The organism is Cyanobium sp. T1G-Tous, assembly GCF_024345455.1.
GTDB lineage: Bacteria > Cyanobacteriota > Cyanobacteriia > PCC-6307 > Cyanobiaceae > Cyanobium_A.
On the sequence record NZ_JAGQBD010000003.1, the window covers coordinates 1 to 23,759 of the forward strand.

Sequence of the window (23,759 nt, forward strand, 5' to 3'; positions counted from 1 at the left end):
CCTCCATGGCCGTTCAGAAGATCCGCTGGTATGTCAAGGCCCAACTCGGCGTGCTGCTCCTGCCCGCCGGGCTCTGCCTATTTGGCGAGGCGGTGATCCGCAAAGGCATCCAGGTGCTTGCCGCCGCAGGCAAGTTGGAAACCCTGACCAGCCCCGGGCCCTGGTTTTGGTACGGCACGTTTGGCCTGATCCTGATCAATGCCGGCGTGGGGCTGATGATCGAAAGCGGCTTACTGCGCGGCTATCCCGGACGCAGTTAGGGCTTAGGCAGCTACGACTGCCGTACGAGCGGCTCCAGCACCCAGGCTGGCCATCAACTCCGCAGGCGATTCCAGGGCATGAATCTGCCAGCGGGCCCGCTCACCGCAGAGGGGTAAGAGGCGATCAAGGTCGTCAGCAGCCTGCTTCGGGCTTACGTAGGGCCCAACATGGCGGGTATTCAAACCATCGCGGATGGTCAGCAGATACATACAGGACTGCTCACGTAGTTGATGGAATGGTAGGCAGTCCTAGTTGGCCCTGAAAGGGCGGAAAGCCGCTCCAAAACAGCAGCTAGGCGCCTAGGAGAAACCCTGCGCCTTTAGATTTTCCTTGGAATTGCCGCAATCGCCGAACTGTTTTGCTCCCAGGGGAGCGACCGCTAGTCAGGACTTGCTGCCAGAAGCCCAAGCAGCCCCACTGCGAGCGCGCTTGCCCCACAGCGAATCAAGCCGCCGATCCCGGCCGCAAGCCCAGCGGTAGTAGTTGTATTTGACGCTGTTGAGCTGCGCGTAGTTCTGGTGATAGGCCTCCGCCGGCCAGAAGCGATTCAGCGGCTTGATCTGCACCTTCAGGGCTGCGACCGGACGGCCCAGCTCGGCGGCGGCCGAACGCAGGCTTGCCTGGGCCTGGTTTTGTTGATCGGCGCCACTGGTAAAAATCACCGGGCGATAGGAGCTACCGCGATCACAAAATTGGCCACCACCATCTAAAGGATCAATGTTGCGCCAGTAGGAGCGCAGCAGGGTTGCGTAGCTGATCAGGCCGGGATCGAACCGCACCCGCACCACCTCCTGGTGGCCGCTGCCCCCAGCCGATACCTGGCCGTAGGTGGGGTTAGCTCCAGCGCCGCCGCTGTAACCACTCTGAGCATCCAGCACCCCTGGGAGCTTTTCAAGGTCGTGTTCCAAACACCAGAAGCAACCGCCCGCAAGCACCGCTTCCTGAGGCGCATTGGCAGCCAGGGCTGGTGCTGGGGCTGCGCAAAGCAGGAGCAGCAGGCTCAGCAGCCAGGCCAGGGGGCGGGCCCCAAGAGAGGGGGGGCGGGTGTTCATCGAGCTTCCAGTACCTGGTCAAAGATGGCGGATGCGGCCCGCTGGGTGACGCCCGGCTCCCCTAATTCCAATCGCAGCCGCCGGTATCCATCCAGCATGGTTTGGCGTGCCCCACAGCTGGCATCAAGCTCAAGCAGGGGTAGGGCCTCGCGCACGATGGCCGCAGCCGTGAGGTCCTCCTGCAGCAGCTCCGGTACCAGCCGCTCTCCCAGCACCAGGTTTACGGGAGAAATGTGGGGCACGCTGAAGCGCAGGAGGTGGCGGGCCACAAAGGCTGTAGCCCGGCTGACCCGATACACCACCACCTGGGGCACCCCCCGCAGGGCCAATTCCAAATTCACCGTGCCCGATTTAGCGAGGGCTACATCGGCGGCGGCGCAGAGGCTGGCCTTGAGTTGGTCGGAATCGGCGGCAGCAATGATCACCGCCCGCACCCCAGCCTGGCCAAGTTGCCGCGCCAGATGGGCCTCGAAACCTGGCAATCCCGCCGGCACCACCACCTGCAGCTCAGGCCGCTGGCGCTGCAGCTCAGCCGCCGCCGCCACGATATGGGGCAGCATGTAGCGGATCTCCTGGCGCCGCGATGCCGGCATCAGCAGCAGCACTGGCGCATCACCGCGCAGCCCAAGCTGACGGCGGGCCTCCTGCTGGCTTGGCACTTCACCGATGGTGTCCAGCAGAGGATGGCCCACATAGGTGACATTGGCGCCACGACAGCGATAGAAGCGGGCCTCCTCCTGAAAAATCGCCAGGATCTGATTTGTGAAGCTGATCAGATTGGAGCGGCCGCCGTTGCCGAATTTGAATGCCCACTCCTGCGGGGCTATGTAGTAGGTGACGGGCACCTTGGGAAATCTGCGTTTGAGCCGCAGCCCCAAGCTCACATTGGGCCCCATGTAGTCGATCAGCACCACGCCATCGGGAGGGTCGCGGCGAAACCAATGCTTCAAGCGCCGCTGCAACCTCAGCGTCGGCAACACAAAGGGAATTGCTTCTAGCAAGCCGATGGCACCCATCCGGGTGGTGTTAGCCAGCAGTGCCGCACCGGCGCGCTCCATGCGCTCGCCTCCAAGGGCCACGATCTCGAGATCGAGCTGGCGGCGCCGGGCCTCCTCGTGCAAAGCCTTTACCAAAAGCGATCCCTGCAAATCCCCAGACACCTCACCGGTGCTCACCAGCAGCCGCAGCATCAGCGGGTCCCCGGGATCGGCCCGCGGCGGGAGGGGCCAATGGAGGCCTCTAGAAAACTACAAAGTTGGTCTGCAGCTCCGCCCAGAGGCTGGGAGCGCAACTGGCTTAGGGCTTCTGCCAGGGTGATGCCACTGCGATAAAGCAAGGTCCAGGCCTGCTTGAGCTGCTCAAATTGTTGGCCGCCGTCCTGATCGAAAAGGCCGCTGCGCTGCAAGCCGATCTTGTTGAGCGCCCTGACACGGGAGGGGTGGCCCTCCACCATGGTGAATGGCGGCACATCACGCTCGATACGACTCATACCCCCCACCATGGCCAGGGTACCTATGTGCACGAACTGGTGAATACCGAGCACGCCGCCGATCACAGCCCGATCGCCGATCACCACATGGCCGGCCACGGCTACCCCATTGGCGATCACGATCCGGTCGCCTAATTCGCAATTGTGGCCCAGATGGCAATAGGCCATCAGCAAATTGCCGCTTCCAAGCCGTGTTTGCTGGTGGCCAGTGGTGGCCCGGTTGATGGTGACGCACTCCCTGATCGTGTTCTCGTCGCCCAGCACCACCTCGGTGGGATCCCCTGTGTATTTGAGGTCCTGGGGTTCGAGGCCGATGCAGGCCCCAGGAAATATGCGGTTATCGCGGCCCATGCGCACCCGGCCATCGAGAACCACATGGGGCCCAATGCGGCAGCCAGCACCCAGCTCCACCTGGGGACCGATCACGGCGTAGGGGCCAACTTCAACACCCTCAGCCAGCTGAGCTTTGGGATCGACAACAGCCGTGGGATGGATGGTCGTGGCCATCAGTCCACCAGCGAGAACATCAGTTCGCCGGAGCAAACCAGCAGACCATCCACGCTGGCTTCTGCCTTGACCTTGCCGAAACGGCGGCGCTTGAGGCTCAGCAACTCACAGGTGATTACCAGCTGGTCGCCAGGCACCACCGGACGACGAAAACGCACCCCATCTATGCCTGCAAACACAAATAAGCCCTTGGGCAGATCGGGCATCTGAGTGACGATCAACCCGCCCACCTGGGCCATGGCCTCAACGATCAACACTCCGGGCATCAGGGGGCGACCGGGGAAATGGCCCTGAAACTGGGGCTCATTGAGGGTGACGTTTTTAATCGCCACAGCGCGTTTGCCCGGCTCATGCTCAATCACCCGATCCACCAAGGCGAATGGATAGCGATGGGGCAGCAGTCCCTGAATCTGCTCGCTGGTGAGGATCACCGCGGCTCGGAGATCCAAGGACGCCGGCGCGGCGGGCTCAGAAAGCTGTGGGCTGGTGTCAGACAAGGGCATCAACTGGCGAAAGAACTGGAGGGGGAGGTGCTGGCCAGGCCGGCCAGGGCCGCAGCCAAAGATGTGTGGAGCCCGTGGGAGCCGCGATAGGCGAAAACCTGGGCTCGAGGCAATCCGATTAGCGCCAGGTCTCCCAACAAGTCCAGGATTTTATGGCGCACCGGTTCCTCCACAAACCGCAGCGGCGGATTGAGCCAGCTATCGCCATCACATACAAGGGCATTCTCAAGGCAGCCACCCCGGATCAGACCGGCCGCCCGCAGCTGATCCACCTGGGAACGCAGCCCAAAGGTGCGGGCCGGGGCAATCTGCTCAACAAACGCGCTAGGTGACAAATCGATTGAAAACAGCTGGCGGCCAATGGCCGCATCGGCAAATTCAATCGCCGCACCAAGCCGCAAGCCGGCATGGGGCAAGGCAGTGGCAAAGCTGACTCCACTACTAACAGTGAGCGGCAGCTCAAGCTCCAGCGCCGCTGACGCATAGGGCAGCGCCTGAAGGCCCGCCTCATCTATCGCCTCCACCCAGGGCAGGGCCGATCCATCCAGTAAGGGGATCTCCTCGCCGCTCACGAGGATTTCAGCTTGGGTAACACCGGTGCCGGCCAGGGCAGCCAGCAGATGCTCAACCGTGGCTAGGCGACGTTGGTCTAGCCGCAAAGCTGTACAAAGCTGAGTGTCGCTCACCTGATCCGGGGCCAAACGAATCAAGGGGAGCTCCGGGGCATCCAGCCAACCCACCCAGTAGCCCGGGCGCCGTGATGGCTGTAAACGCACCTGGGTTTGCTGCCCGCTGTGCAAGCCCACACCCTCCCGTTGCACCGACTGGCTCAGAGTCCAGGCACCGGAATAGTCACTTGGCCATTGCGCCACTAGAACTTCCAGCCCACACCCAAGTTGAAGCGCCAATCACTGGAGAAATCCTGGGTGGCAACTTCAAGGCGCAGGGGGCCCACTGGCGTAGTCACGATTAAGCCAACTCCCGGGGAATAGCCCTCACCACTTTTGCCAAGCAATCCGCCAGGGTTACCAGGTATATCTCCCTGGGTCCCAAAAGTGGTACCAGCATCAAAGAATATCTCACCACTAACAATACTAAACAACGGGAATCGATACTCAATTGTTGCCTCAGCAAAGCTCTTGCCAACACCTAAATCGCAGTCGTAGTAACCACGCACAGAATTGCCACCACCCAGGCAGAAAGCTTCGTAAGGGGGAATGTCACTGCCTACCAATGTCCCAGCTGAAACTTGGAAAGCCAATGCCTGCTTACAATCTTTGGTCTCACCGGGCTTGGGGCGGCAGCCCTTGAAGATCTTCAACCACTCCACAGGTATGTAGTGGGTGAAGGTACCCCGAATGCGATTGAAAGTTGGGGAGTTTTCCCCAACAGAAATAAATTGCTCAGTGCCCAGGCTCAGGAAGTTACCCTTTGTTGGGTTGCGGGGGTCGTTAAGGGTGCTGTAGGTAGTACCAACCCTAAAACTAACCAGCTGGTTTTCAGAAGCGCAGTTGAAGGCGAGGCAGATAACCTGGTTGCTGGGCACACGAGTCGGCGATTTAGTAGCCCCGACCACACCGTAAGAATACTTACCTCCCGAAAAGTCCATTGGGGTAACTTCTTGGCCCCCAAATGACAAAATCAGATTCCAAGGAGCTTTTTTGTAAGGGTTACCACCATTCAAGGGACGCACAAGCTGAACGTTTGCCCCAATACGCTGAATCGCAACCGTATCAAAATTTGTCCTGATAGTTTCCGTGCCATTTGGGTTGACCTTGCGACTAGTCACAACGTCAAAATCAGCTCCATCGAAGTTCCTAAGTTGGTAGCTAAACGTTGTATTTTCACTTTGAAATAACTGAGGAATTTCGCGACTAAAGAAGAAGCGAGCCCGGAAGGAAGTTCGATATTTGTTGTCCTTGATCCAAGGATCTGTGAAGGTGATATCACCAAGGCCGCCGAATTGGCCGTAGGAGATGTTGGTGCCGAGGTCCCAAGCCCGGCCAAAGAGGTTGCTGTCCTGCAACTGGATCTGGCCAAACACACCCTGGCTCTGGCTGTAGCCCAGGCCGCCTGACAAAGAACCACTGGACTGCTCAACAATGCCAAGCACAATCACTACCTTGCCAGGCTCGGCCGGCACCGGCTTAAGAGTCACCTTGACATCACTGAAAAGGCCCGTGCCGTAGATGCGCTTGATGTCCTCCTCGAGCTCGCGCCGGTTGAACACCTGTCCAGGGCGCATGGACACCTCGCGGGTCACTACCCAGGGCTTGGTCTTGCCCCGAATTGGCTCGCCTTTGTCGTTGGTGGCAGAGCCTTCCTTATTGAGGAACTGCACCTCAACCCCCTCAACGGTGCCCTGGCGAACCAGCAGCTCCACCACCCCCTCCGGACTCACCCGGCTAGGACCGGTGATCCGTGCCAGGGAGTAGCCCTGATCGGCATACCAGCGCTGCAACTCCTGCATGCGGGTCTGCAGGGTGTTGAGGTTGAGAGTTTTGCCGTAGTCAGCGGCGAAGGTGTCCTTGACCACCTGCTCCGGCAACTTCAGGTCGGCTGGATCGAGCTTGACCTGCTGCAGCACCGGGTTGGCCACCACCACCACCACCAGCCGCACGCCCAGCGGACCATCTACAGGCTGGATCCGCACATCGGAAAACCAGCCGCTGGCATAGATCGCTGATAGATCGGTCTGCAGCTCGTTGCGGGTAACCCGCGAACCTGGGGTGGCCGCCATCGCGGCGTAGGCGGCCAGCTCCAGCCGTTCCCGTTCAGGGTGGTCTTGGAGGCCTTCGATCGCCACCTCGGCAATCAAAACCTTGGGTTCAGCTTTGGCAGCAGGCTCGGCTACCGGGGCGGCCTGAGTTGGAAATGGTGACTGGGGGACGGGCTTGGTGGGCGCGGGCGCCTGGCTGGCCGGATCCGCCAATGGGTTGTCCACCTGCTGCGATGCAGGCTGGGCTAGGGCAGGGCTCGCCGAGAGGAGGGCGGCGCCCATTAGGGGCCAAACAGCCTTCAAACTCAGCAAACCAGCCATGGGGAAGGGGTAGCGGAGCGGACAGGCCGCAAATTGCGCTGACCTTACCGGTAGACCCTTGGTGGAGGACAGGCCCCTTGGACCCGTTTGAGGACCTCCCCGTAGGCCTCGACAACGCCGCCTAAATCCTGTCGGAATCGATCCTTGTCCAAAATCCGGTCCTGAGAATCCAGCACCGCCCGATCCCAAAGACGGCAGGTATCAGGGCTGATCTCGTCAGCAACCACCAATTCACCACTGGCGGTATGCCCCAATTCGATCTTGAAATCCACCAGCTGCAAGCCGATTGAATCAAACAGGGCCAGTAGTTCCCGATTCACCTGACGGGCCAACTCCTCCAGTTTGCAGCGCTGTTCGGGGGTGACTAAGCCCAAATGCTCAAGCCGGGCTTCGGTGAGCAGCGGATCTCCGAAGCCATCGTCCTTGTAATAGAGATCAAGCAAGGGTGGCTCCAGGGGCGTGCCTGGTGCGATGGGCATCTGCTTGCAAAGCGAGCCCGCAGCCACGTTGCGGATCACCACTTCAATCGGGATCACCCGCACTGGACGGGCCAGCATCCAGCGGCTGCCTTCCACCCCGAGGTAGTGGGTGGGGATGCCCCGTGAGGCGAGATGCTCAAAAAGCAAAGCCGAAATTCGGCAGTTCAACTCTCCCTTCCCCGCCAGCTGGGCCTTTTTGAGGGCATTAAACGCCGTGGCATCGTCTTTGTATTCGACAGCTACCAAGTCGGGCTGATCTGTGGCGTATACCCGTTTGGCCTTGCCTTCGTAAAGCAGGGAACCAAGTGTGTAGGCCGTCATGGCTGGGGATCGGGGGACTGCGGTGCGGCGGCATGGCCACCAGGGGCGCGAGGGGTGCGAAGTTGACGCTCCAGATCACCCTGCCGGGACAGGGCAGCTGGATCCCGCCGCTGCAACAGCCACTCACCGTAGGCATCGTCGATGCGGGCGCTGAGGCGCAAGCGCCGCTCCGTTGCCCGGGCGACCTGCTCCGGCGTACTGCCGGCCAGGGCCAGCTGCTGGTCGAGGATCTCAGCTACCAGCCCCCAGCTACCTGAGGACGCCGCCTGCTCGAGGGCCAGCTCCAGCAGCCGGTCCTGCTCAGGAGCTGGTAAGGCTCCAAAAAGCGCCACCGCCTGAGCCAGCCGGGCCACCGTAGCCGCACCGGGCTGGGAGCTGCTGATCAACACCTCCGCGGCCCGTTGCCGTTGACCCAGGCTTTCGAGATGGTCCGCCAATAGATCCAGGGCTGGGCGATTAATCGGGGAGCCGTCCTTTTGCTGGCCCACCGGCAACTCCAGCAACTCCAGCTGCCCAAGGTTTCCAGCAGCGAGCCGCTCGAGGGCATCGGCCGCCAGCTGGTGGTGCAAGCCCGCCTGGGCAGCACGCCACTGCAACACCAGCCACTGGGTCCGCTCAGCGCCCGGTGCCGGACCCACCCGCGCCAGCACCTGCAGGGCCCCCTCAGGGGCCTGGCAGGTCAACAAGCTGTTGGCATTAGCCAGCACCACCGCAAGAGGCTGGGGGGCTGGGTGGATGGAGAGCAGCCGCTGTTGCAGCTGGCGCAACAACGGCCCATCGCGCCGCCGCACGGCACTGACACAGGCAGCGTCGAGGGCATTGAGATCTCCTTCGCGCAGCAGGGCAATCAGGGCTGGATCAGCGCTGGCAGCTGTGGTTTTGGCTTGCGCTTCTGGGGCGGCGGCGGCGGCGATAAGGCCAGCCAGCGCAGCGCCAAAAATTGGGAACAGCCGGGCCCGGGGGGAGAATGGCGCTGGTATTGCCGGCATGTCTAGAAACAGGGCTTGGCGGCCCCCCGCAGCACGTTTCAACTTAGAAGAGCTTTCGCTTCCATCCCACCTCCCGTCCGGCCCATGCCCCCTGCCTCCTGTCCAACACCCGCGAGGATCCTGGTGATCGGAGCTGGTGGCCGCGAGAACGCGCTGGGCTGGGCCCTGGCCCGCTCGCCAGGGGTTGAGGCGGTCTGGATTACCCCTGGCAATGGGGGCAGCTGCGACCTACCGGGCTGCCAGCAACTGGCCATCGCCGAATCCGACCAGGCCGGACTCCAAGCCGCCTGCCGCGACCTAGCAATTGAACTGGTGGTGGTCGGTCCAGAAGCCCCCCTGGCGGCTGGCCTGGCCGACAGCTTGCGCGCCGGGGGATTCCCCTGCTTCGGCCCGGGGGCCGATGGAGCGCAGCTGGAGGCAAGTAAACAGTGGGCTAAAGCGCTGATGCAGGAGGCCGGCATTCCCACTGCCGGCTACTGGGCCGCAAACAGCCGCGAGCAGGCTCTGGAAATTTTGACGAGCCAAGGACGTCCCCTTGTGGTGAAGGCCGATGGCCTAGCCGCTGGCAAAGGCGTCACGGTGGCCGAAAGCGTTGAGGAAGCCAGCGCCGCCATCGAGGAGATTTTTGCCGGCCGCTTCGACTCAGGGCCCAAGGCGGCTGGCGCCGAATTGGCAAGCGCCTGCCTGGTGCTGGAGGAGCGCACCGTTGGCCCCGAAGTGTCCGTATTTGCCCTCTGCGATGGCCAGCGCATGGTGCTGCTGCCCACTGCCCAGGATCACAAGCGCATCGGCGAGGGCGACACCGGCGCCAACACCGGCGGCATGGGCGCCTACGCCCCGGCTCCCCTATTGGATACAGCCGGCCTAGAGGAGGTGCGCCAGAGGGTGCTTGAGCCCACCGTGGCCGCCCTGCGGGCTCGAGGCATCGACTACCGCGGTGTGATCTACGCCGGCTTGATGCTCACCGCAGCCGGACCAAGCGTGATCGAATTCAATTGCCGCTTCGGCGATCCGGAGTGCGAAACCCTGATGCCATTGCTGGGGCCGGAGCTAGCCCAAATTCTGTTGGCCTGCGCCAACGGCAGCCTCGACCAAGCACCAGCCCTCACCATCCATCCCGGCTGCAGTGCCTGCGTTATCGCCGCTGCGGAGGGCTACCCGGGTGAGCTGCGCCGCGGCGACCCCATCGAAAGCGCCCTGCAGCCCACCGACCAGTTGCAGCTGTTCCATGCCGGCACCAGCCGAGATGACCACGGCCGCTGCCTAACCAGCGGCGGCCGGGTGCTGGCGCTGGTGGCCCAGGCCGACGACTTTGATACCGCCTTCGAGCGGGCCTACGCCGGGCTAGCCCAGGTGCACTTTGAGGGCATGACCTTCCGCCGCGACATCGGCCATCAGGTGCGCAGCCGATGAGCTGGCGCCAGGCCATGGGCCGCTGGTGGGCGGAATTCAGCCTGCAGACCAAGCTGCTGGCTGTGGCCACCCTGGTGGTGAGCCTGCTGATGACGGGCATCACCTTTTTGGCCCTAAACGGCATCCAGAGAGATGCCCAGCTGAGCGATACCCGCTACGCCCGAGACCTGGGCCTGCTGCTCTCAGCCAACATCACGCCTTTGGTTGCGGAGGGCAACGACAGGGAGCTGGCGGCGGTAGCGGATCGTTTCTGGCGCTCCAGCCGCAGTCTTCGCTACATCTTTTTCGCCGACCCAGAGGGGGTGATCTACCTAGGCATTCCGATCGGCGCCAGCTCAGGCAGCAGCGAACTGCTGCTCAGCCGCCGCCTCGAATTGCCCGCAGACCTACAGAAACGGCCTGACGCGCCCCTGATCCGCCAGCACCTCAGCCCAGGCGGCCAGGTGACCGATGTGTTTGTACCGATGGTGAGCGACGGCCGCTATCTCGGCGTGCTGGCCCTGGGCATCAATCCCAACGAAACCCTGCTGACCAGTGCCGCCCTCACCCGGGAGGTGACTGTGGCTGTGTTCATCTCAATCTGGGTTCTGGTGATTTTGGGGGCGGTTTTCAATGCCCTCACCATCACGCGCCCCGTGAAAGAGCTGCTGCAGGGGGTGCGCTCGATCGCTGGCGGCAACTTCGAAACCCGGCTGGCCCTGCCGGTGGGCGGGGAATTGGGGGAGCTGCTCGACGGCTTCAACACCATGGCCTCCCAGCTGGAGGACTACAAAGCAGCAAACATCGAGGAGCTAACCGCCGCCCAGGTGAAGCAGCAGTCGCTGATCGCCAAGATGGCCGACGGGGCGGTGCTGCTTGATGCCGAGGGCGCAATTGTGCTGGCCAACCCCACCTCCCGTCGCCTGTTCCGCTGGGAGGGACGCAACCTCGAGGGCAAGGATCTGATTGCCGAGCTGCCGGAACGGCTGGCGATGGAGGTGCAGCCAGCCCTCGACAGCGTGACCTGCCGCGACCGAGAAAGCGCCGATGTGCGTTGCAGTTTTGGTGAACCGATCCGCACCCTGCGCATCGTTTTGCAGTCGGTGAGTGATGCCAGCGGCGAAAGCCTCAAGGGCATCGCCATGACCATCCAAGACCTAACCCGCGAGGTGGAGCTCAATGCCGCCCAAAGCCGCTTCATCAGCAATGTCTCCCACGAGCTGCGCACGCCGCTGTGCAACATCAAGAGCTACGTGGAAACCCTCTACGACCTAGGCGACCAGCTCAGCGAAGAGGAAAAGCGCGAATTTCTGGGGATCGCCAACGCCGAAGCCGACCGGCTCACCAGGCTTGTCAACGACGTACTCGACCTATCCCGGCTGGAGTCGGAGCGGGAGTGGAACCTTGAGCCGCTGGAGCTGGCCCCAGCCATCGAGCAGATCCTGCGCACCTACCGCCTCAATGCCGATGAAAAGGGCGTCTCCCTGGCCTTTGAAGCCGATCCCCAGCTGCCGCGCATCCTGGGCAACTGGGACCTGCTGCTGCAAGTCTTCGACAACCTGGTGGGCAATGCCCTCAAGTTCACCCCCAAGGGTGGGCGGCTGCAATTGCGGGCCTACCCCTGGCCCGATCTCTGCGTGCTTACCCCGGGCAACGAACCCAGCAGCGATAGCCCCAGCTGCGATCTCACCTCGCCCCTACCCCGGATTCGAATCGAAATCGCCGACAGCGGCTGCGGCATCTCGGATGCAGATCAGGAGTGCATTTTTGATCGCTTCTATCGAGTTGAAAACGCAGTGCACACCGAAGCTGGCACTGGCTTGGGACTATCGATTGTGCGGGGCAACCTCGAAAAACACGGCACCCAGGTGCGCATGGCCAGTGCCCTAGGTGTGGGCAGCACCTTCTGGTTTGACCTACCTCTAGAAAATTCAGACACGGACGAACTGCGGTTACTGGCCGAGCGACGCCGCTACGACCAGGCCTAGATTTAAATCTCGTCGTCGGCGACGCTTCGGGCAATACGGGAGAGCTCGCTGCGCTCGTCGGTGGTGATCCGGTGGGGCACCCCGGAGATGATGCGCTCGAAGTTGGAAAAGGAATCCTTGATCTCAGGGCCGTTGCTGGTGATCACGAATTCACGGATGCCCTTGTCGTGCCAGGAGCCACGCATTTTGAACACGTTCAAGGCACGGGCCATCTCACCGCGGATCTCCACGTATTGGAGCAGCAGGATCGTGTCGGTGATTGTGGAGATATGGGAGTCGGTGATCGAATGGCTGCCCATAAACTCCTCGGAGGTGTTCGTAAAGAAGCCGGCAATCTCCTCCTGCTTGGCATAACCAGTAACGCCAATAACAAACTGCCTAAAGGCGTTGTGACTCACGCCCCGGGCTAGGGCACTTAAGGAATCGATCGCCATCCGCGATGGCTTGAACTGACCTATCTCAGTTTTGATGATTTGGAGATGATCTTCCAAACCCGTGGACTCGGGATAGGCGCAAATGATCTTGAGCAGGCCGTCCTGCTCCATCTGCTCAAAATCAATACCCCAGCTGGTGGCATTGCGTAGCAGCTGGGCGCGGGACTCCTCGTAGGCGAACAGGATTGCTCTCTCCTTGGAGCGGCAAGCATCCTCAACAAATTTGGATACCAGCAGGGTTTTACCCGTACCCGTGGCACCGGTGGCCAGGATGATCGAATCCTTGAAGAAGCCTCCGCCGCACATCTCGTCGAGCCTGGGCACGCCGGAGCTGAGCCGCACATTTGAGGAGCGTTGGGTGAGGCGCATGGCTCCCAGCGGGAAAACGCTGATGCCGTGGCTACCCATCGTGAAAGGAAACTCGCCCTTCATGTGGGTGGTGCCGCGCAGCTTGAGAATCTCCGCGGTGCGGCGCCGCCGCTCCCCCTCCAGCACGTTGCGGAGAATCACCACGTTGTCAGAAACAAATTCTTCAACCCCGTAGCGAGCAATCGGACCGTATTCATCGATCCTCTCGGTGGTCATCACCGTGGTGACACCAATTTCCTTCAACCTGGCAATTAGGCGGAAAATCTCGCGGCGCACCACGGAAACCGCGTCGTATTGCTGAAATACAGCCGTGATCGAATCAATCGCTACCCGGCGGGCTTTGTATTTGCGAATCGCATAATTAATCCGCTCAATCAAGCCGGATAGATCAAAACTTCCCGCCACATCTTGACCTTCCGGATCCGGCGAGGCATCCAGAATAAAGAGCTTGTCTTGCTCCACCATCTCTTGCAGATCCCAGCCAAAGCTGGCCGCATTACGCAGAATATCTAGGGGCGACTCTTCAAAGGTTACGAAAATTCCAGGTTCGTTGTACTGACGAATGCCGTTGTACAGGAAGTTAAGAGAAAACACCGTCTTACCGGTGCCTGAGGTACCACTGATCAGGGTGGAGCGGCCGATGGGCAAGCCGCCATGGCACACGTCGTCGAAGCCCTCGATCCCAGTCGGGAGCTTCTGAACCTGCATCAAGGGGTTGCTGGCGGGGCTTGGTTCCTGCATCGAGGGAAGAGATCTGAAGAAAAACTACTCAGGGCAGCGGCTCAAGAGAAGGGAGAGGATCTGTAGGAACCGAAACCGACGGATTTTCCATGCCGTCGGTTTCGCATAATTCCTCTTCCAAAACCTCCTCACTGAGCTCTTCGTAGAGCAAATCAAGCCCGATCAGCACCCGCTCCCGATCGGAGAGATCACCGATGATGCGGCGCACGGGTGGCGGCAGGATCTTGGCCAAGGTGGGGGTGGCAAGAATCTTGTCCTCCTCAGCTAGCTGAGGATTTTTCAACACATCAATCACCTTGAGGGCATATACGCCCCGGAATTCCGTTTCCAGGATATTCCGCAGTGTTTTCAAGGCACGCATCGAGTTGGGCGTATTGCCCGCCACGTAGAGCTTGAGGATGTAGGTCTTGCGTGGAGTCATGGTTAAGAAACCTCCTGGTTCAAGCCATCGTGGGCTGGCCGGACGCCTGGACCGGCAAACCAGTCAAAGGCGCATCGGCTGGAATTGAGCGGCGGTACATCTCGCAGAGATGGGCCATCACATCGAGCAGGGCCAGCCGATAATCCTGGAGGAAATCGTTCTTGTGCCCTTCCAGCTTGAGCTGCTTGGAGAAGCCATCAATGAGATTCATGTGAATCTCAACAGTTTTAGTAATGGGTAAATCACTGAAAAAAGCCGTATTGACGAAACTTTCCAGAGCCTGGTTTGCCGCCGCCGGATCCCGGAAATAACTGAGCAGCAGGTCTCGATAGGTGCGCTCCAAAGAATGGATCAGCTCTTCGCGCTCCTGCTCGCTCAGGTTACGTAGAAAGCGGGCTGGATCACGCTTGTAGAAAACCCCAACAAAGCCGACGCGGCCCTTCAGCCGGTTGGCCAGCTTCCAGCGATCGGGGGTTTCGGTGCTCTGGCCAGCAGGGGAGCTCTCGGAGCCCGCTAGGCCTTCGCGCAAGTAACGGGAGACAGCCGCATCCAGGCTGTAGCTGAGCTGCTCAAGCTGATCGGAGGGCAGGTGCACCTCCGCTTGATGGAGTTCGATCTGGCCTCCCACGCCACCGATCACCACAGCCGGCATCAGCAGTCCCAAATCCCCAAAGGCGCGGCAGTCCTCCGGGCTAAGGGCCCCCTGCTCCAGCAGCACGGCGTCAAATTCCTCGCGGCGCTGCTCAAGCTCCACCAGGGGGTTGCTGGTGGGATCTACCCAGACCATGCGGCAACGCCCCCCGACCAGCCAACGGGAGCACGCTTGCTGCAAGCGGGGATCTCTGATCAGAGAAGCGATGGTGAGGGCCGGTTCGGGCATGGACCGCTTTGGCAGCGGGGCAACCCGCGGGAAAGGCCCCTGAATGTTGACGAAAGGAAGGGCCAGACGGGAGGATTATTGTTTGTTTTTCGATTGTGCGCCAGGCCGAATGACGCCGAGTCACTTTTCGAGCTCTGGGTTTGCTGAAACCCTTGGCTTAGAGGGTGCTCCGTCAGCCTGGCCACGCTCCTGCCGCCATGAGCCCTACCACCGAATCCGCAGCCACTAGCAGCGCCTACGCCATCGTTGAGGCGTCAGGCCAGCAGTTTTGGCTGCAGCCGAACCGCTACTACGACCTCGACCGCCTTGGCATCGATGTCGATGGCACCTTGACCATCGACAACGTGTTGTTGATCAACGACGGCAAAACCACGACCCTGGGCCAGCCGTACGTCAAAGGAGCCAGCGTTGAGCTCAAGGTGATGGCCCATCGCCGCGGCCCCAAGATCATCATTTATAAGATGCGCCCTAAGAAAAAGACCAGGCGCAAGAACGGTCACCGTCAGGAGTTGACCCGGGTGATGGTCGAATCGATTTCCCTAGGTGGCAAAGCTCTGGCCTGAGCTGTTTACCGCTCCCTTTTCAATTTCCATACCCACTCTCTGATACCCCCGATCCATGGCCCACAAGAAAGGCACAGGCTCAACCCGCAACGGCCGCGATTCCAACTCCAAGCGCCTCGGCGTCAAGCGTTACGGCGGTGAAACCGTGAGCGCAGGCTCCATCCTGATTCGCCAGCGCGGCACCTCGGTGCTGCCCGGGGTCAATGTGGGCCGCGGCTCCGACGACACCCTGTTCGCCTTGGTGGATGGTGTAGTCAACTTCGAAAGCATCAAGCGCAGCCTGCGCAACCGCAAGCGCATCAACGTTGCCATCGGCTGAATTGGCCCCAGGCCCTTAAAGCGATTCCTTAAAGCCGGCGGACTTCCGACGGCTTTTTTATGCCCCGGCCTCCCTGCCCTTCAGGCCAATCGATAGGCCCGGGTGGTGATCAGGTAGGGGTGAAACACCTCGAGAAAGCGGCTCTGCAGGGTGCGGAAAAACGCCTCCACCAGCTCTGGGGCATCGAAGTGAAAGGGGTACTCGCCCTGAAATCCCTTGAAGAAATACCAGTTGAGTAGGGCGATGCCGGCTGGGGAGAGGCGCTCTGCAAACAGGGCCAGCTGGGCGGCAGGATCGCTCAGATGCTCCAGCACATCCAGGCAAACGATCGTGTCGAAGCGCCCGGGTAGGGCCGGATCAGCCATATCCCGATAGCAGCTCAACTTGGCGCCCAGGCCGAGCTCGGCAGCGCGAGCCTGCACAAAGGCCCGATTGTGGGGGTTGAGATCCACAAACCACACCCGCTCCACCTCGGGGAGAGCCGCGGCCGCCAGGGCATGGCTGCCGATGCCGCCGCCGAAGTCGAGCACCTGGCCGCGGGCAAAGCGCTGCTGCAGCCGCAGGGTGTCGGCGATGTAGTCGGCGCTGCCTAGGTGCCAGGCCGCCAACTCCAGCAGATGGCCGGTGCCAACAGTGTCTTCATAAAAGCGACCCGCCTGATCTGGATCAAAGGCACCGGGATGTAGGGCGGCCAGGTCGTCGGTGCTGCAGGGCAGGCGGCACTCCAGCTCCTCGGGGGAAATCTCGAGGAAGCTGGCCAACTGGGAGCGCAGGGCGAAGCCATCAGCCAAGAAGCGCTCCACCCCCAACTCCAGCTCCCCTACCGCGCCCATGCCTTGCCTTGCCCTTTAGATGGGGGTCAACCTAGGAGCCAGCCCCGATACGGGCCTCTTCCACCAGTTCAGCCCCTTCTCCCGGCACCTCTAACCAGCGCCGCAGCCAGGCCACCAGGCCATAGAAGGGCAGGGTGTCAGCAAGGGCTGCCACAAGTTTGAACAGGTAGCCACTGGCGATGAAGGAGGCCAACTGGGGCACCACCGGCTCGCCGGGGCGCACCGGCAGCACATGGCTGGCGTAGTGACTAATCAGCACCACGGCACTGGTATCGACCAGTTGGCTCACCAGGGTGGAGCCGTTATTGCGCAGCCATAGGGCCTTGCCCCCGCTGAAGCGCTTCCAGAAATGGAATAGGCGCACGTCGGTGAACTGGGCCGCCAGGTAGGCGACCATCGAGGCCCCGACAGCGCCGAATGCCAGACGACGGACCTCGAAGAAGGTGGCGTCCGGCGCACCGGCAACCCCCGGCAGGATGCCGCCAAGCCAGAGGATCAGCACAATCCAGCCGTTTAGCAGCAGACCCACCCACACCAGCTGGGAGGCCTTCTGCTCACCCCACAGCTCACTGATCAGGTCGGTGCAGAGAAAGGTGATCGGATAGGGCAGGGCCCCCACCGCCACCACGATCGGCCAGGAGCCAATCGTGCCTAACTGCAGAAAGCGTGTGAGTCCAAGGATGTTGAGCATGCCCATGGTGCCCAGGAAGATCCCAGCCAGCACCAGAAACGCCAGGTCGCGGCGTTGCTGCAGGGTCATTGGAGCTGAACATGGGACGCTGCAAGGGTGACGCTCCGATCCATGGCTGACCAGCCCTGCGGCTTTCTGGTGCTCGACAAGGCGGCTGGGCTCACCTCCCACGCCTGTGTCGCCAGGGTGCGGCGCGCCTACAAGCTCAAGCGCGTGGGCCATGGCGGCACCCTGGATCCAGCCGTCACCGGGGTGCTGCCAATCGCCCTAGGCCCCGCCACCCGGCTACTGCCCTACTTGGAGGGCGACAAGACCTATCGGGGCGTGGTGCAACTGGGGCTGCGCACCGTCAGCGACGATCTGGAGGGTGAGGTGCTGGCCCGCTTTGCGGTGCCCGCTTTGGAGGCAGCGGATCTGGAGGCAGCCCTGGCGAGCTTTCGGGGCAGGATCGACCAGGTGCCCCCCCAGGTTTCAGCCGTGCACGTGAAGGGGCAGCGGGCCTATGCCCTTGTGCGCCAGGGCGAGCAGGTCGAGCTGGCCCCCCGAGCGGTCACAATCCAGCGACTGGAGCTGCTCGGTTGGGATGGCGCCACAGCAAGGCTTGAGCTGCTGGTGCGCTGCTCAGCCGGCACCTACATCCGCTCCCTAGCCCGCGACCTAGGCGAGGCGCTGGGCTGCGGTGGTGCCCTGGCGCAGCTGCGCCGCAGCGAGGCCCTGGGCTTTGGCCTCGAACAGGCCGTGCCATTGGAAGCCCTCGATCAGGCGCCATTGCCCGCCCTGCTCAATCCGCTGGCAGCCCTGGGGCACCTACCCCAACGGCAGCTGCTCGACGCAGAACTTGAAGGCTGGCGCTGCGGCCGCGCCCTTGACCATGGGCTGTCGCTGGAGGCCGGAGAGCCGGTGGCGGTGCTGGGGCCGGATGGCAACCTGGCCGGCATGGCTCGCACCAGTGAAGGCGGCCTCTTGCAGCCCAAGCTGGTGTTCAACGCAACCGGCTAGCCCCCCGCCCCTCTCCCCCCGCACCCCGATGGCCGGCCACAGCAAGTGGGCCCAGATAAAACGCACCAAGGCCGTGGTGGATTCCAAACGCGGCGCCGTGTTCACCCGGCTTGGCAGGGAGATCATGGTGGCGGCCCGAAGCGGGGCCGACCCCGCCGGCAACTTCCAGCTGCGCACCGCCATCGAGAAGGCCAAAGCCGCCGGGATGCCCAACGCCAACATCGAGCGGGCCATCGCCAAGGGCTCGGGCCAGGGCAGCGGCTCCGGCGAAGCCTTTGAAGCCGTGCGCTACGAGGGCTACGGCCCCGGCGGCGTGGCGGTGCTGGTGGAGGCCTTCACCGACAACCGCAACCGCACTGCCGCCGAGGTGCGCCTGGCCTTCGGCAAACATGGCGGCAACCTGGGCGAAACGGGCTGTGTGGGCTACCTGTTTGAGCAGCGCTCGGTGGTGCAGCTGGCCGCCGGGGATGGCCAAGCCATCGATGAAGAAGTCCTGCTGGAAGGGTTGCTGGCCCTGGAGGAGCAGGGCGGCCCCGCCGCCCTCGGCTACACCCCCCTCGAGCAAGGGGATCTGGAGGTGTTCGGCACCTTCGCCGACCTAGAGGCCCTGCAGGACGGCCTGCGCCGCCAGGGCTGGGTAGTGGTGGGCTGGGAACACCGCTGGATTCCCCAGACCGCCTGCCCCCTGAGCGACGCCGAAACTCTGCGCGCCTGCCTGCGCATGCTTGATGCCCTCGAGGACCTGGAAGATGGGCGCAGCGTCACCAGCAACCTGGAGGCCGACGAGGGGCTGCTCGAGGCCCTATCGGGCTAACAGGGATTAATTGTCCCTAGGGCCGCCCGATCCGCCAGCACCTCCAGCCGGGGGTGGTGCTGCAGCCAGCTGGCTGGCACCTCAGGGCAGGGGGGCTCCTGCAACGCCCGTTTCAAGATGGCTGCCTTACTGGCCCCGGTGACCACCAGCAGGATCCGCTCAGCAGCCAGGATCTCCGCCAATCCAAGCGTGATCGCCTGGGCCGGCACCGCCTTGGGATCGCCGCCGAAGGCGCCAGCGTTCTGGGTCCGGGTGGCGGCGCTGAGGGTCAGGCAGCGGCAGGGGGCCTTAGCCCCGCAGGGGGGCTCGTTGAAGCCCACGTGGCCGTTTAAGCCCAAACCGAGCAGCTGTAGCCCCACGCCACCGGCAACCGCGAGGGCGGACCCGTAGCACCTGGCCTCAGCCTGGGGATCGCTTGCCAGGCCATCGGGCAGCAGCACCTGCTCCGGCTGCAAACCCAGCGGGCGCTGCAGCCGGGCAGCCATGAAGGCGGCAAAGGAGCGCGGATCGTGAAGCGCCAGGCCCACATATTCATCGAGGTTGAAGCTCAGCCAGCCCTGGCGGATCGCCTGCTGTTGGGGCCCACTGAGCTGCTCAAGCTGCTGGGCTAAGGCCGCGTAGACAGGCTCCATGGTGCGGCCCGTGGCAAGTCCCAGCGGAAGCCGGGGCCGCCGCAGGCGCTCTTCCAGCAGGCGGGACGCCACCGCCGCCGCCACGGCCGGCCCATCAGCGAGGCAGCGCAACTCCAACTTCAGGGGCTGATGTAGGGGCGCAACTCCGCTCCGCGGTAGTAGTGATGCAGGATCTGCTCATAGCTCTGGCCCCGGTTGGCCAGGCCGTGGGCGCCCCACTGGCTCATGCCCACACCATGGCCGAAGCCCCGGCCGATCGCCAGCAGCGCAGGCGGCGGCAGTAGTTGTACGGGCACCTGATCCGGGCTGATGGCAGGCTCGGCAGCCAGCGGCATCAGCGGCGGCAAAGCCGGCAGGGAAGGGGGCAGGGCCGCCAGCTCTGGGGCCAGCACCTCAAAGCGCACCAGGGTGCTCTTGAGCCCCAGGCGGCTGCGCAGTTGGGCGCCGGTTAGCACCAGGGTGCCGGCAGGGCCAGTCACCCGCGCCTGGCGCACCCGACCAGAGCCGGTGGTGGCGAGCACATCGATGCGCTGGGCACCGCCGATCTCGCCAAACGCCTTCTGCAGCTGCTCGGGCTCCAGGCGCAACTGCCAGGCGTGCACCGGGCTGTGCTGATCAAAATCGGGCACGCTCACCAGGTAGGGAAGCTGCTGGCTCCAGAGATCGCCGCTGTTTTCGGTGCTGCCACCGGCGCTGCTGTGAAACACCGTATTGGCCAAGCTGGGACCAAACATCAACACCTGGCCGCGGGTGCTAATCACCGCCTGACGGGTTGAAGGGGTTTCCGCCTCAACGCCCTTGTAAACCTGGCTCGAAACCGTGGCGCTCACGTCAAAGGCGGCAGCTGGCTTGCGCTGACGCAGGGCATAGGTGCGGGCGGCCACCGCCTGAGCGCGCAGGGCCGCCTGGGGCCAGCTAGCCGGCATCTCGCTGGCCACCACGCTGGGCAGGTAGGCCTCGAGGGGCACATGGTTAACGGCCTGTAGGGCTGAGCTGCCCACCAGCACCTGCAGTCGGCCGCGATAGCCCCGCTGCTGTAGCTGAAAATCGGCGCCTTCCTGGGGGCTTAACTGCAAATCCTGCGGGGGGCCAGCGGACTGGGCTGCCGGCTCCAGCCAGAGCTCCCTAACCGCAGGCAGTCGCTCCACGCCGCCGGCACGTTCCAGCACAAGGCTGCCAGCAGCCAGTTGCAACACCACCGGCTCCAGCGGCGCCAGCGACCAGCGCTGGCTACCGGCCCGCAACACCAAGGGCTGCTGAGGCGCCGCCAGCGTCAGCTTGACCGTTTCGAGCAACAGCACCCGCACCGGCGGGTTGGCCTGCTGGGCCCGCAGCTGTCCCGGAGCAGCACCGGTCAGCACCAGGGCGCTTGCCAGCAAAGACACCAGGGGAAAGCGCAATACGGGCACGGAGGCTGCTTCTCCCGACTCGGGGGCCCATTGTGCCCGGCGTGGCAACATGCGCCAGAGGCAGCACGACCGTGCAGGTCACCTTTTTAGGCACCAGCTCCGGTGTGCCCACCCGGGGCCGCAATGTCTCGGCCGTGGCGCTGCGTCTGCCCCAGCGCAGCGAGCTGTGGTTGTTCGACTGCGGCGAGGGCACCCAGCACCAGTTTCTGCGCAGCGATCTGCGGGTGAGCCAGCTGCGGCGGATTTTCGTCACCCACATGCACGGCGACCATGTATTTGGCCTGCCCGGCCTGCTGGCCAGCCTCGGCCTGGCGGGCACCTGCACGGGCATCGACCTCTACGGCCCCGATCCCCTGCGCGACTACCTCGAAGGGGTGCTGCGCACCTCCTCCACCCGGATCAGCTACCCCCTTCGCACCCACCGGGTGCGATCCGCTGCCGAGAGCGGTGCCCTGCTCCTCGATGACGACGACCTCACGGTGCGCTGCACGCCGCTGACCCACCGGGTGCCTGCCTACGCCTACCGGGTCGATCAGAAGCCGCGGGCTGGCCGCTTCGACGTGGAGCGAGCCAAGGCCCTCGGCATCCCGCCAGGGCCGATCTACGCCGAACTCAAGGCTGGGCGCGACATCAGCCTCGAAGACGGCCGGATCATCAATGGCGCCAGCCTTTGCGGCCCCGATCGCCCGGGGGTCAGCGTTGTGTATTGCACCGACACCGTGTTCTGCGAAGCGGCGGTGGAGCTGGCCCGCGGTGCTGACCTACTGATCCACGAATCCACCTTTTCCCACGCCGAAGCGGAGCTTGCCTACCAGCGCCAGCACTCCACCAGCACGATGGCGGCCCAAACCGCCCTGGAGGCCGGCGTCAAGCAACTGGTGCTCACCCACCTGAGCCCTCGCTACATGCCAGGCAATCCGATGACCCCCGACGACTTGGTAGCGGAAGCCCAATCCATCTTTGCCAACACCCTGGTGGCCAAGGATTTCCTCAGCATCGACATCACCCCATCCGAACCAGCCACGGCCTAGCCCTGCAACAGTTCGCGTTAATCGGCTGCGGAGGGCCCTTTTCCCGTGATACAAGGTCTCCGATGCGGTCTTTACCGCCTACCCGCCGGCTTTTTCCAATGGCCTCCTCCTTCCCCTCGGCTGCCCTCCGCAAGGCGGTTCGCGTTCTTGCTCGAACCATGCTGGCCCTCCTGCTGTTCATGGGCTTCGGCAGCCCGGCTCTGGCAGCCGCCTGGACCACAGAGCAGCTCACCGTGCCCGCCACGCCAGACGGCACCCTGGTGACCTTCAGCGAGCAGGAGATCAAGGCCGGTCGCAAGGTGTTCAACAGCAGCTGCGGCGAGTGCCACGCCGGTGGCATCACCAAAACCAATCAGAACGTGGGCCTCGACCCTGAGACTCTGGCCTTGGCGACGCCATCGCGGGACAGCGTTGAGGCCCTAGTGGACTACATGAAGGACCCCACCTCCTACGACGGGGAATACAGCATTGCTGACGTGCACCCCAGCATGCGCAGCAGCGACATCTTCGTGAAAATGCGCGACCTCGACGACGACGACCTGCGCCTGATGGCTGGCTACATCCTGGTGGCCCCCAAGGTTCAGGGCATCCAGTGGGGCGGCGGCAAGATCTACTTCTAGGCTCAGATCAACTTTTAGCCTCAATCCCCCCGTTCAGCCGGTGCAATAGCACCGGCTTTTTTATTGGCCGTAAAAGGCGGTGGCTTGCAGTTGGCCAGGTCTAGGGAGGTGGGCTGCTTGCTGTACCACCACTCCTGCAACTGAGAGCCCAGCCGCATCGGGAACAGGGTGATCACCGTGCGGGTGGGGCGGGCGCCGGGCTGCAGCAGCTCAACGGCATAGGACGGGCAGCGGCGGGAGGCCAGATCTGGCACAAAGCGCCGGCCGATGCGCCGCCAGCTTGGCTCCTTGCTACGCCAGGCCAGCCGACAGCAAGGCCAGGGCAACTCCTCGCGATCAAACAGGCGACAGCAGGGGCCCAGCACCCGATAGCTGTAGTGGCCGCCGGGGCTGGTGTGCTCGCTCCCTGGCTCCAGCAGGGCTGCGACGTTGCCCCGGGAGGGGGGTGCCTGGGCTGACACAGAACTGCGGCTCGGGAATGACAGCAAAAAGCCACCCCTAAGGGTGGCAGAGAAGTTCAGATTGCTCAAGCGCAGGTCGGGGATTTGCCGAGCCTGCGCAGGCTGATCTGGGGCTCAATAGAGCTCTTCTTCAGCGTGGGTCTTGATGGTGCAGTCGCTGGTGGGGTAGGCCACGCAGGTGAGCACAAAACCAGCTTCGATCTGGTCGTCGTCGAGGAAGCTCTGGTCGCTTTGATCGACGGTGCCGGAAGTCAGCTTGCCTGCGCAGGTGGAGCAAGCGCCGGCGCGGCAGGAGTAGGGCAGATCAACGCCCTGTTCTTCAGCAGCGTCGAGGATGTACTGGTCATCAGGAACCTCGATGGTCTTGTTGAGGCCTTCGCTCTCGCTGATGAGGGTGACCTTGTAGGAAGCCATGAAAAAGATTGGGGCTCACAGGCACCCGGAAGCCGGGCCTGTAGGACTCGCCCTTCATACATCCGCCGGACGCCCTAACTGTCGATTTGGCGGCCAGAACGCTGGAA

At 63.0% G+C, this 23,759-nt stretch carries 27 protein-coding genes; 9 read left to right on the forward strand and 18 right to left on the reverse strand.

Translation table 11 applies throughout. The features are described 5' to 3' along the window. The first annotated feature begins 5 nt into the window (after window positions 1–5). Window positions 6–260, forward strand: a complete 255-nt coding sequence (locus tag KBY75_RS02730) for a hypothetical protein (protein ID WP_254937474.1) — start codon at window positions 6–8, stop codon at window positions 258–260. Between the two features lie 3 nt (window positions 261–263). Here KBY75_RS02730 and KBY75_RS02735 read toward each other — a convergent pair whose 3' ends face one another. The 9 genes from KBY75_RS02735 to KBY75_RS02775 form a co-directional block, all read right to left on the reverse strand. Next, window positions 264–470 carry a hypothetical protein gene (locus KBY75_RS02735; protein ID WP_254937473.1) on the reverse strand — a complete coding sequence of 69 codons (207 nt, stop codon included), beginning with the start codon at window positions 468–470 and terminating at the stop codon, window positions 264–266. Between the two features lie 174 nt (window positions 471–644). Continuing rightward, window positions 645–1,313, reverse strand: a complete 669-nt coding sequence (gene msrA / locus KBY75_RS02740) for a peptide-methionine (S)-S-oxide reductase MsrA (RefSeq protein ID WP_255022868.1) — start codon at window positions 1,311–1,313, stop codon at window positions 645–647. After that, window positions 1,310–2,503 carry a lipid-A-disaccharide synthase gene (lpxB, locus tag KBY75_RS02745; protein ID WP_255022869.1) on the reverse strand — a complete coding sequence of 398 codons (1,194 nt, stop codon included), beginning with the start codon at window positions 2,501–2,503 and terminating at the stop codon, window positions 1,310–1,312. Before lpxB ends, msrA begins: the two co-directional genes overlap by 4 nt. Next, a complete protein-coding gene (gene lpxA / locus KBY75_RS02750; protein WP_255022870.1) occupies window positions 2,503–3,309 on the reverse strand; it encodes an acyl-ACP--UDP-N-acetylglucosamine O-acyltransferase in 807 nt (268 codons plus the stop codon). Before lpxA ends, lpxB begins: the two co-directional genes overlap by 1 nt. After that, window positions 3,309–3,758, reverse strand: a complete 450-nt coding sequence (gene fabZ, locus KBY75_RS02755) for a 3-hydroxyacyl-ACP dehydratase FabZ (RefSeq protein ID WP_261347184.1) — start codon at window positions 3,756–3,758, stop codon at window positions 3,309–3,311. Before fabZ ends, lpxA begins: the two co-directional genes overlap by 1 nt. Before the next feature lie 53 nt (window positions 3,759–3,811). After that, window positions 3,812–4,684 (reverse strand): UDP-3-O-acyl-N-acetylglucosamine deacetylase, encoded by an 873-nt coding sequence (lpxC, locus tag KBY75_RS02760; RefSeq protein ID WP_255022871.1) that lies wholly within the window; start codon window positions 4,682–4,684, stop codon window positions 3,812–3,814. Beyond that, window positions 4,684–6,813, reverse strand: coding sequence for a BamA/TamA family outer membrane protein (locus KBY75_RS02765; RefSeq protein WP_255022872.1), 2,130 nt, complete (start codon window positions 6,811–6,813; stop codon window positions 4,684–4,686). Before KBY75_RS02765 ends, lpxC begins: the two co-directional genes overlap by 1 nt. Window positions 6,814–6,896: 83 nt before the next feature. Next, a complete protein-coding gene (gene purC, locus KBY75_RS02770; protein ID WP_255022873.1) occupies window positions 6,897–7,652 on the reverse strand; it encodes a phosphoribosylaminoimidazolesuccinocarboxamide synthase in 756 nt (251 codons plus the stop codon). Next, on the reverse strand, window positions 7,649–8,683 hold the full coding sequence (locus KBY75_RS02775) for a hypothetical protein (RefSeq protein ID WP_255022874.1): 1,035 nt from the start codon (window positions 8,681–8,683) through the stop codon (window positions 7,649–7,651). Before KBY75_RS02775 ends, purC begins: the two co-directional genes overlap by 4 nt. A gap of 42 nt (window positions 8,684–8,725) precedes the next feature. On the opposite strand from KBY75_RS02775, the gene purD reads away from it, so the two are divergent. Then, complete coding sequence (purD, locus tag KBY75_RS02780) at window positions 8,726–10,054, forward strand: phosphoribosylamine--glycine ligase (protein ID WP_255022875.1); 1,329 nt, start codon at window positions 8,726–8,728, stop codon at window positions 10,052–10,054. After that, the gene (gene nblS, locus KBY75_RS02785) at window positions 10,051–12,021 is read left to right on the forward strand and encodes a two-component system sensor histidine kinase NblS (protein WP_255022876.1); all 1,971 of its coding nucleotides are present in this window, start codon (window positions 10,051–10,053) and stop codon (window positions 12,019–12,021) included. The genes purD and nblS overlap by 4 nt, the downstream gene beginning before the upstream one ends. A 2-nt stretch (window positions 12,022–12,023) precedes the next feature. On the opposite strand, the gene kaiC is transcribed toward nblS, so the two are convergent. From kaiC to KBY75_RS02800, 3 genes are read right to left on the reverse strand one after another with little or no spacing between them, the layout of a single operon-like run. Then, complete coding sequence (kaiC, locus tag KBY75_RS02790; RefSeq protein ID WP_255022877.1) at window positions 12,024–13,565, reverse strand: circadian clock protein KaiC; 1,542 nt, start codon at window positions 13,563–13,565, stop codon at window positions 12,024–12,026. A gap of 28 nt (window positions 13,566–13,593) precedes the next feature. Further along, window positions 13,594–13,986: a circadian clock protein KaiB gene (gene kaiB / locus KBY75_RS02795; protein ID WP_255022878.1), complete on the reverse strand. Its 393-nt coding sequence runs from the start codon at window positions 13,984–13,986 to the stop codon at window positions 13,594–13,596. A 19-nt stretch (window positions 13,987–14,005) separates the two neighbouring features. After that, the gene (locus KBY75_RS02800; protein WP_255022879.1) at window positions 14,006–14,866 is read right to left on the reverse strand and encodes a circadian clock protein KaiA; all 861 of its coding nucleotides are present in this window, start codon (window positions 14,864–14,866) and stop codon (window positions 14,006–14,008) included. Between the two features lie 197 nt (window positions 14,867–15,063). On the opposite strand from KBY75_RS02800, the gene rplU reads away from it, so the two are divergent. Together rplU and rpmA are read left to right on the forward strand one after the other, a co-directional pair. Beyond that, window positions 15,064–15,429 carry a 50S ribosomal protein L21 gene (gene rplU / locus KBY75_RS02805; RefSeq protein ID WP_255022880.1) on the forward strand — a complete coding sequence of 122 codons (366 nt, stop codon included), beginning with the start codon at window positions 15,064–15,066 and terminating at the stop codon, window positions 15,427–15,429. 55 nt (window positions 15,430–15,484) lie between these two features. Continuing rightward, window positions 15,485–15,748 (forward strand): 50S ribosomal protein L27, encoded by a 264-nt coding sequence (gene rpmA / locus KBY75_RS02810; RefSeq protein WP_255022881.1) that lies wholly within the window; start codon window positions 15,485–15,487, stop codon window positions 15,746–15,748. A gap of 80 nt (window positions 15,749–15,828) precedes the next feature. On the opposite strand, the gene KBY75_RS02815 is transcribed toward rpmA, so the two are convergent. Continuing rightward, window positions 15,829–16,581: a bifunctional 2-polyprenyl-6-hydroxyphenol methylase/3-demethylubiquinol 3-O-methyltransferase UbiG gene (locus KBY75_RS02815; RefSeq protein WP_255022882.1), complete on the reverse strand. Its 753-nt coding sequence runs from the start codon at window positions 16,579–16,581 to the stop codon at window positions 15,829–15,831. A gap of 31 nt (window positions 16,582–16,612) precedes the next feature. Then, window positions 16,613–17,341: a queuosine precursor transporter gene (locus tag KBY75_RS02820; protein ID WP_254937458.1), complete on the reverse strand. Its 729-nt coding sequence runs from the start codon at window positions 17,339–17,341 to the stop codon at window positions 16,613–16,615. A 42-nt stretch (window positions 17,342–17,383) separates the two neighbouring features. On the opposite strand from KBY75_RS02820, the gene truB reads away from it, so the two are divergent. Continuing rightward, a complete protein-coding gene (gene truB, locus KBY75_RS02825; RefSeq protein WP_255022883.1) occupies window positions 17,384–18,271 on the forward strand; it encodes a tRNA pseudouridine(55) synthase TruB in 888 nt (295 codons plus the stop codon). A 28-nt stretch (window positions 18,272–18,299) separates the two neighbouring features. Continuing rightward, window positions 18,300–19,085: a YebC/PmpR family DNA-binding transcriptional regulator gene (locus tag KBY75_RS02830; RefSeq protein ID WP_255022884.1), complete on the forward strand. Its 786-nt coding sequence runs from the start codon at window positions 18,300–18,302 to the stop codon at window positions 19,083–19,085. Here the strand turns inward: KBY75_RS02830 and KBY75_RS02835 are convergent. After that, window positions 19,082–19,834, reverse strand: a complete 753-nt coding sequence (locus KBY75_RS02835; protein ID WP_396097863.1) for a glucosamine-6-phosphate deaminase — start codon at window positions 19,832–19,834, stop codon at window positions 19,082–19,084. The genes KBY75_RS02830 and KBY75_RS02835 overlap by 4 nt on opposite strands. 2 nt (window positions 19,835–19,836) lie before the next feature. Then, on the reverse strand, window positions 19,837–21,177 hold the full coding sequence (locus tag KBY75_RS02840) for a SpoIID/LytB domain-containing protein (protein WP_255022885.1): 1,341 nt from the start codon (window positions 21,175–21,177) through the stop codon (window positions 19,837–19,839). 20 nt (window positions 21,178–21,197) lie between these two features. Here KBY75_RS02840 and rnz point away from each other — a divergent pair, with 20 nt between their 5' ends. Both rnz and psbV read left to right on the forward strand, forming a co-directional pair. Beyond that, entirely contained in the window at window positions 21,198–22,157 is a 960-nt protein-coding gene (gene rnz / locus KBY75_RS02845) for a ribonuclease Z (RefSeq protein WP_254959892.1), read from the forward strand. Window positions 22,158–22,255: 98 nt separating this feature from the next. Beyond that, entirely contained in the window at window positions 22,256–22,777 is a 522-nt protein-coding gene (gene psbV, locus KBY75_RS02850) for a photosystem II cytochrome c-550 (RefSeq protein ID WP_106502299.1), read from the forward strand. A 20-nt stretch (window positions 22,778–22,797) separates the two neighbouring features. Here psbV and KBY75_RS02855 read toward each other — a convergent pair whose 3' ends face one another. Together KBY75_RS02855 and KBY75_RS02860 are read right to left on the reverse strand one after the other, a co-directional pair. Continuing rightward, window positions 22,798–23,238, reverse strand: a complete 441-nt coding sequence (locus KBY75_RS02855) for a hypothetical protein (RefSeq protein ID WP_255023016.1) — start codon at window positions 23,236–23,238, stop codon at window positions 22,798–22,800. A 114-nt stretch (window positions 23,239–23,352) separates the two neighbouring features. Then, window positions 23,353–23,652 (reverse strand): ferredoxin, encoded by a 300-nt coding sequence (locus KBY75_RS02860; protein WP_106502300.1) that lies wholly within the window; start codon window positions 23,650–23,652, stop codon window positions 23,353–23,355. Window positions 23,653–23,759: the final 107 nt, after the last annotated feature.

Coding starts and splice junctions, on each gene's coding strand:
- psbV (WP_106502299.1), top strand. CDS start 22,256: ATGGCCTCCTCCTTCCCCTCGGCTGCCCTCCGCAAGGCGGTTCGCGTT.
- rplU (WP_255022880.1), top strand. CDS start 15,064: ATGAGCCCTACCACCGAATCCGCAGCCACTAGCAGCGCCTACGCCATC.
- rpmA (WP_255022881.1), top strand. CDS start 15,485: ATGGCCCACAAGAAAGGCACAGGCTCAACCCGCAACGGCCGCGATTCC.
- nblS (WP_255022876.1), top strand. CDS start 10,051: ATGAGCTGGCGCCAGGCCATGGGCCGCTGGTGGGCGGAATTCAGCCTG.
- KBY75_RS02840 (WP_255022885.1), bottom strand. CDS start 21,177: ATGTTGCCACGCCGGGCACAATGGGCCCCCGAGTCGGGAGAAGCAGCC.
- KBY75_RS02800 (WP_255022879.1), bottom strand. CDS start 14,866: ATGCCCGAACCGGCCCTCACCATCGCTTCTCTGATCAGAGATCCCCGC.
- truB (WP_255022883.1), top strand. CDS start 17,384: ATGGCTGACCAGCCCTGCGGCTTTCTGGTGCTCGACAAGGCGGCTGGG.
- kaiB (WP_255022878.1), bottom strand. CDS start 13,986: ATGACTCCACGCAAGACCTACATCCTCAAGCTCTACGTGGCGGGCAAT.
- KBY75_RS02815 (WP_255022882.1), bottom strand. CDS start 16,581: ATGGGCGCGGTAGGGGAGCTGGAGTTGGGGGTGGAGCGCTTCTTGGCT.
- KBY75_RS02830 (WP_255022884.1), top strand. CDS start 18,300: ATGGCCGGCCACAGCAAGTGGGCCCAGATAAAACGCACCAAGGCCGTG.
- KBY75_RS02860 (WP_106502300.1), bottom strand. CDS start 23,652: ATGGCTTCCTACAAGGTCACCCTCATCAGCGAGAGCGAAGGCCTCAAC.
- KBY75_RS02820 (WP_254937458.1), bottom strand. CDS start 17,341: ATGACCCTGCAGCAACGCCGCGACCTGGCGTTTCTGGTGCTGGCTGGG.
- purC (WP_255022873.1), bottom strand. CDS start 7,652: ATGACGGCCTACACACTTGGTTCCCTGCTTTACGAAGGCAAGGCCAAA.
- KBY75_RS02765 (WP_255022872.1), bottom strand. CDS start 6,813: ATGGGCGCCGCCCTCCTCTCGGCGAGCCCTGCCCTAGCCCAGCCTGCA.
- purD (WP_255022875.1), top strand. CDS start 8,726: ATGCCCCCTGCCTCCTGTCCAACACCCGCGAGGATCCTGGTGATCGGA.
- KBY75_RS02730 (WP_254937474.1), top strand. CDS start 6: ATGGCCGTTCAGAAGATCCGCTGGTATGTCAAGGCCCAACTCGGCGTG.
- kaiC (WP_255022877.1), bottom strand. CDS start 13,565: ATGCAGGAACCAAGCCCCGCCAGCAACCCCTTGATGCAGGTTCAGAAG.
- msrA (WP_255022868.1), bottom strand. CDS start 1,313: ATGAACACCCGCCCCCCCTCTCTTGGGGCCCGCCCCCTGGCCTGGCTG.
- KBY75_RS02735 (WP_254937473.1), bottom strand. CDS start 470: ATGTATCTGCTGACCATCCGCGATGGTTTGAATACCCGCCATGTTGGG.
- lpxB (WP_255022869.1), bottom strand. CDS start 2,503: ATGCTGCGGCTGCTGGTGAGCACCGGTGAGGTGTCTGGGGATTTGCAG.
- lpxA (WP_255022870.1), bottom strand. CDS start 3,309: ATGGCCACGACCATCCATCCCACGGCTGTTGTCGATCCCAAAGCTCAG.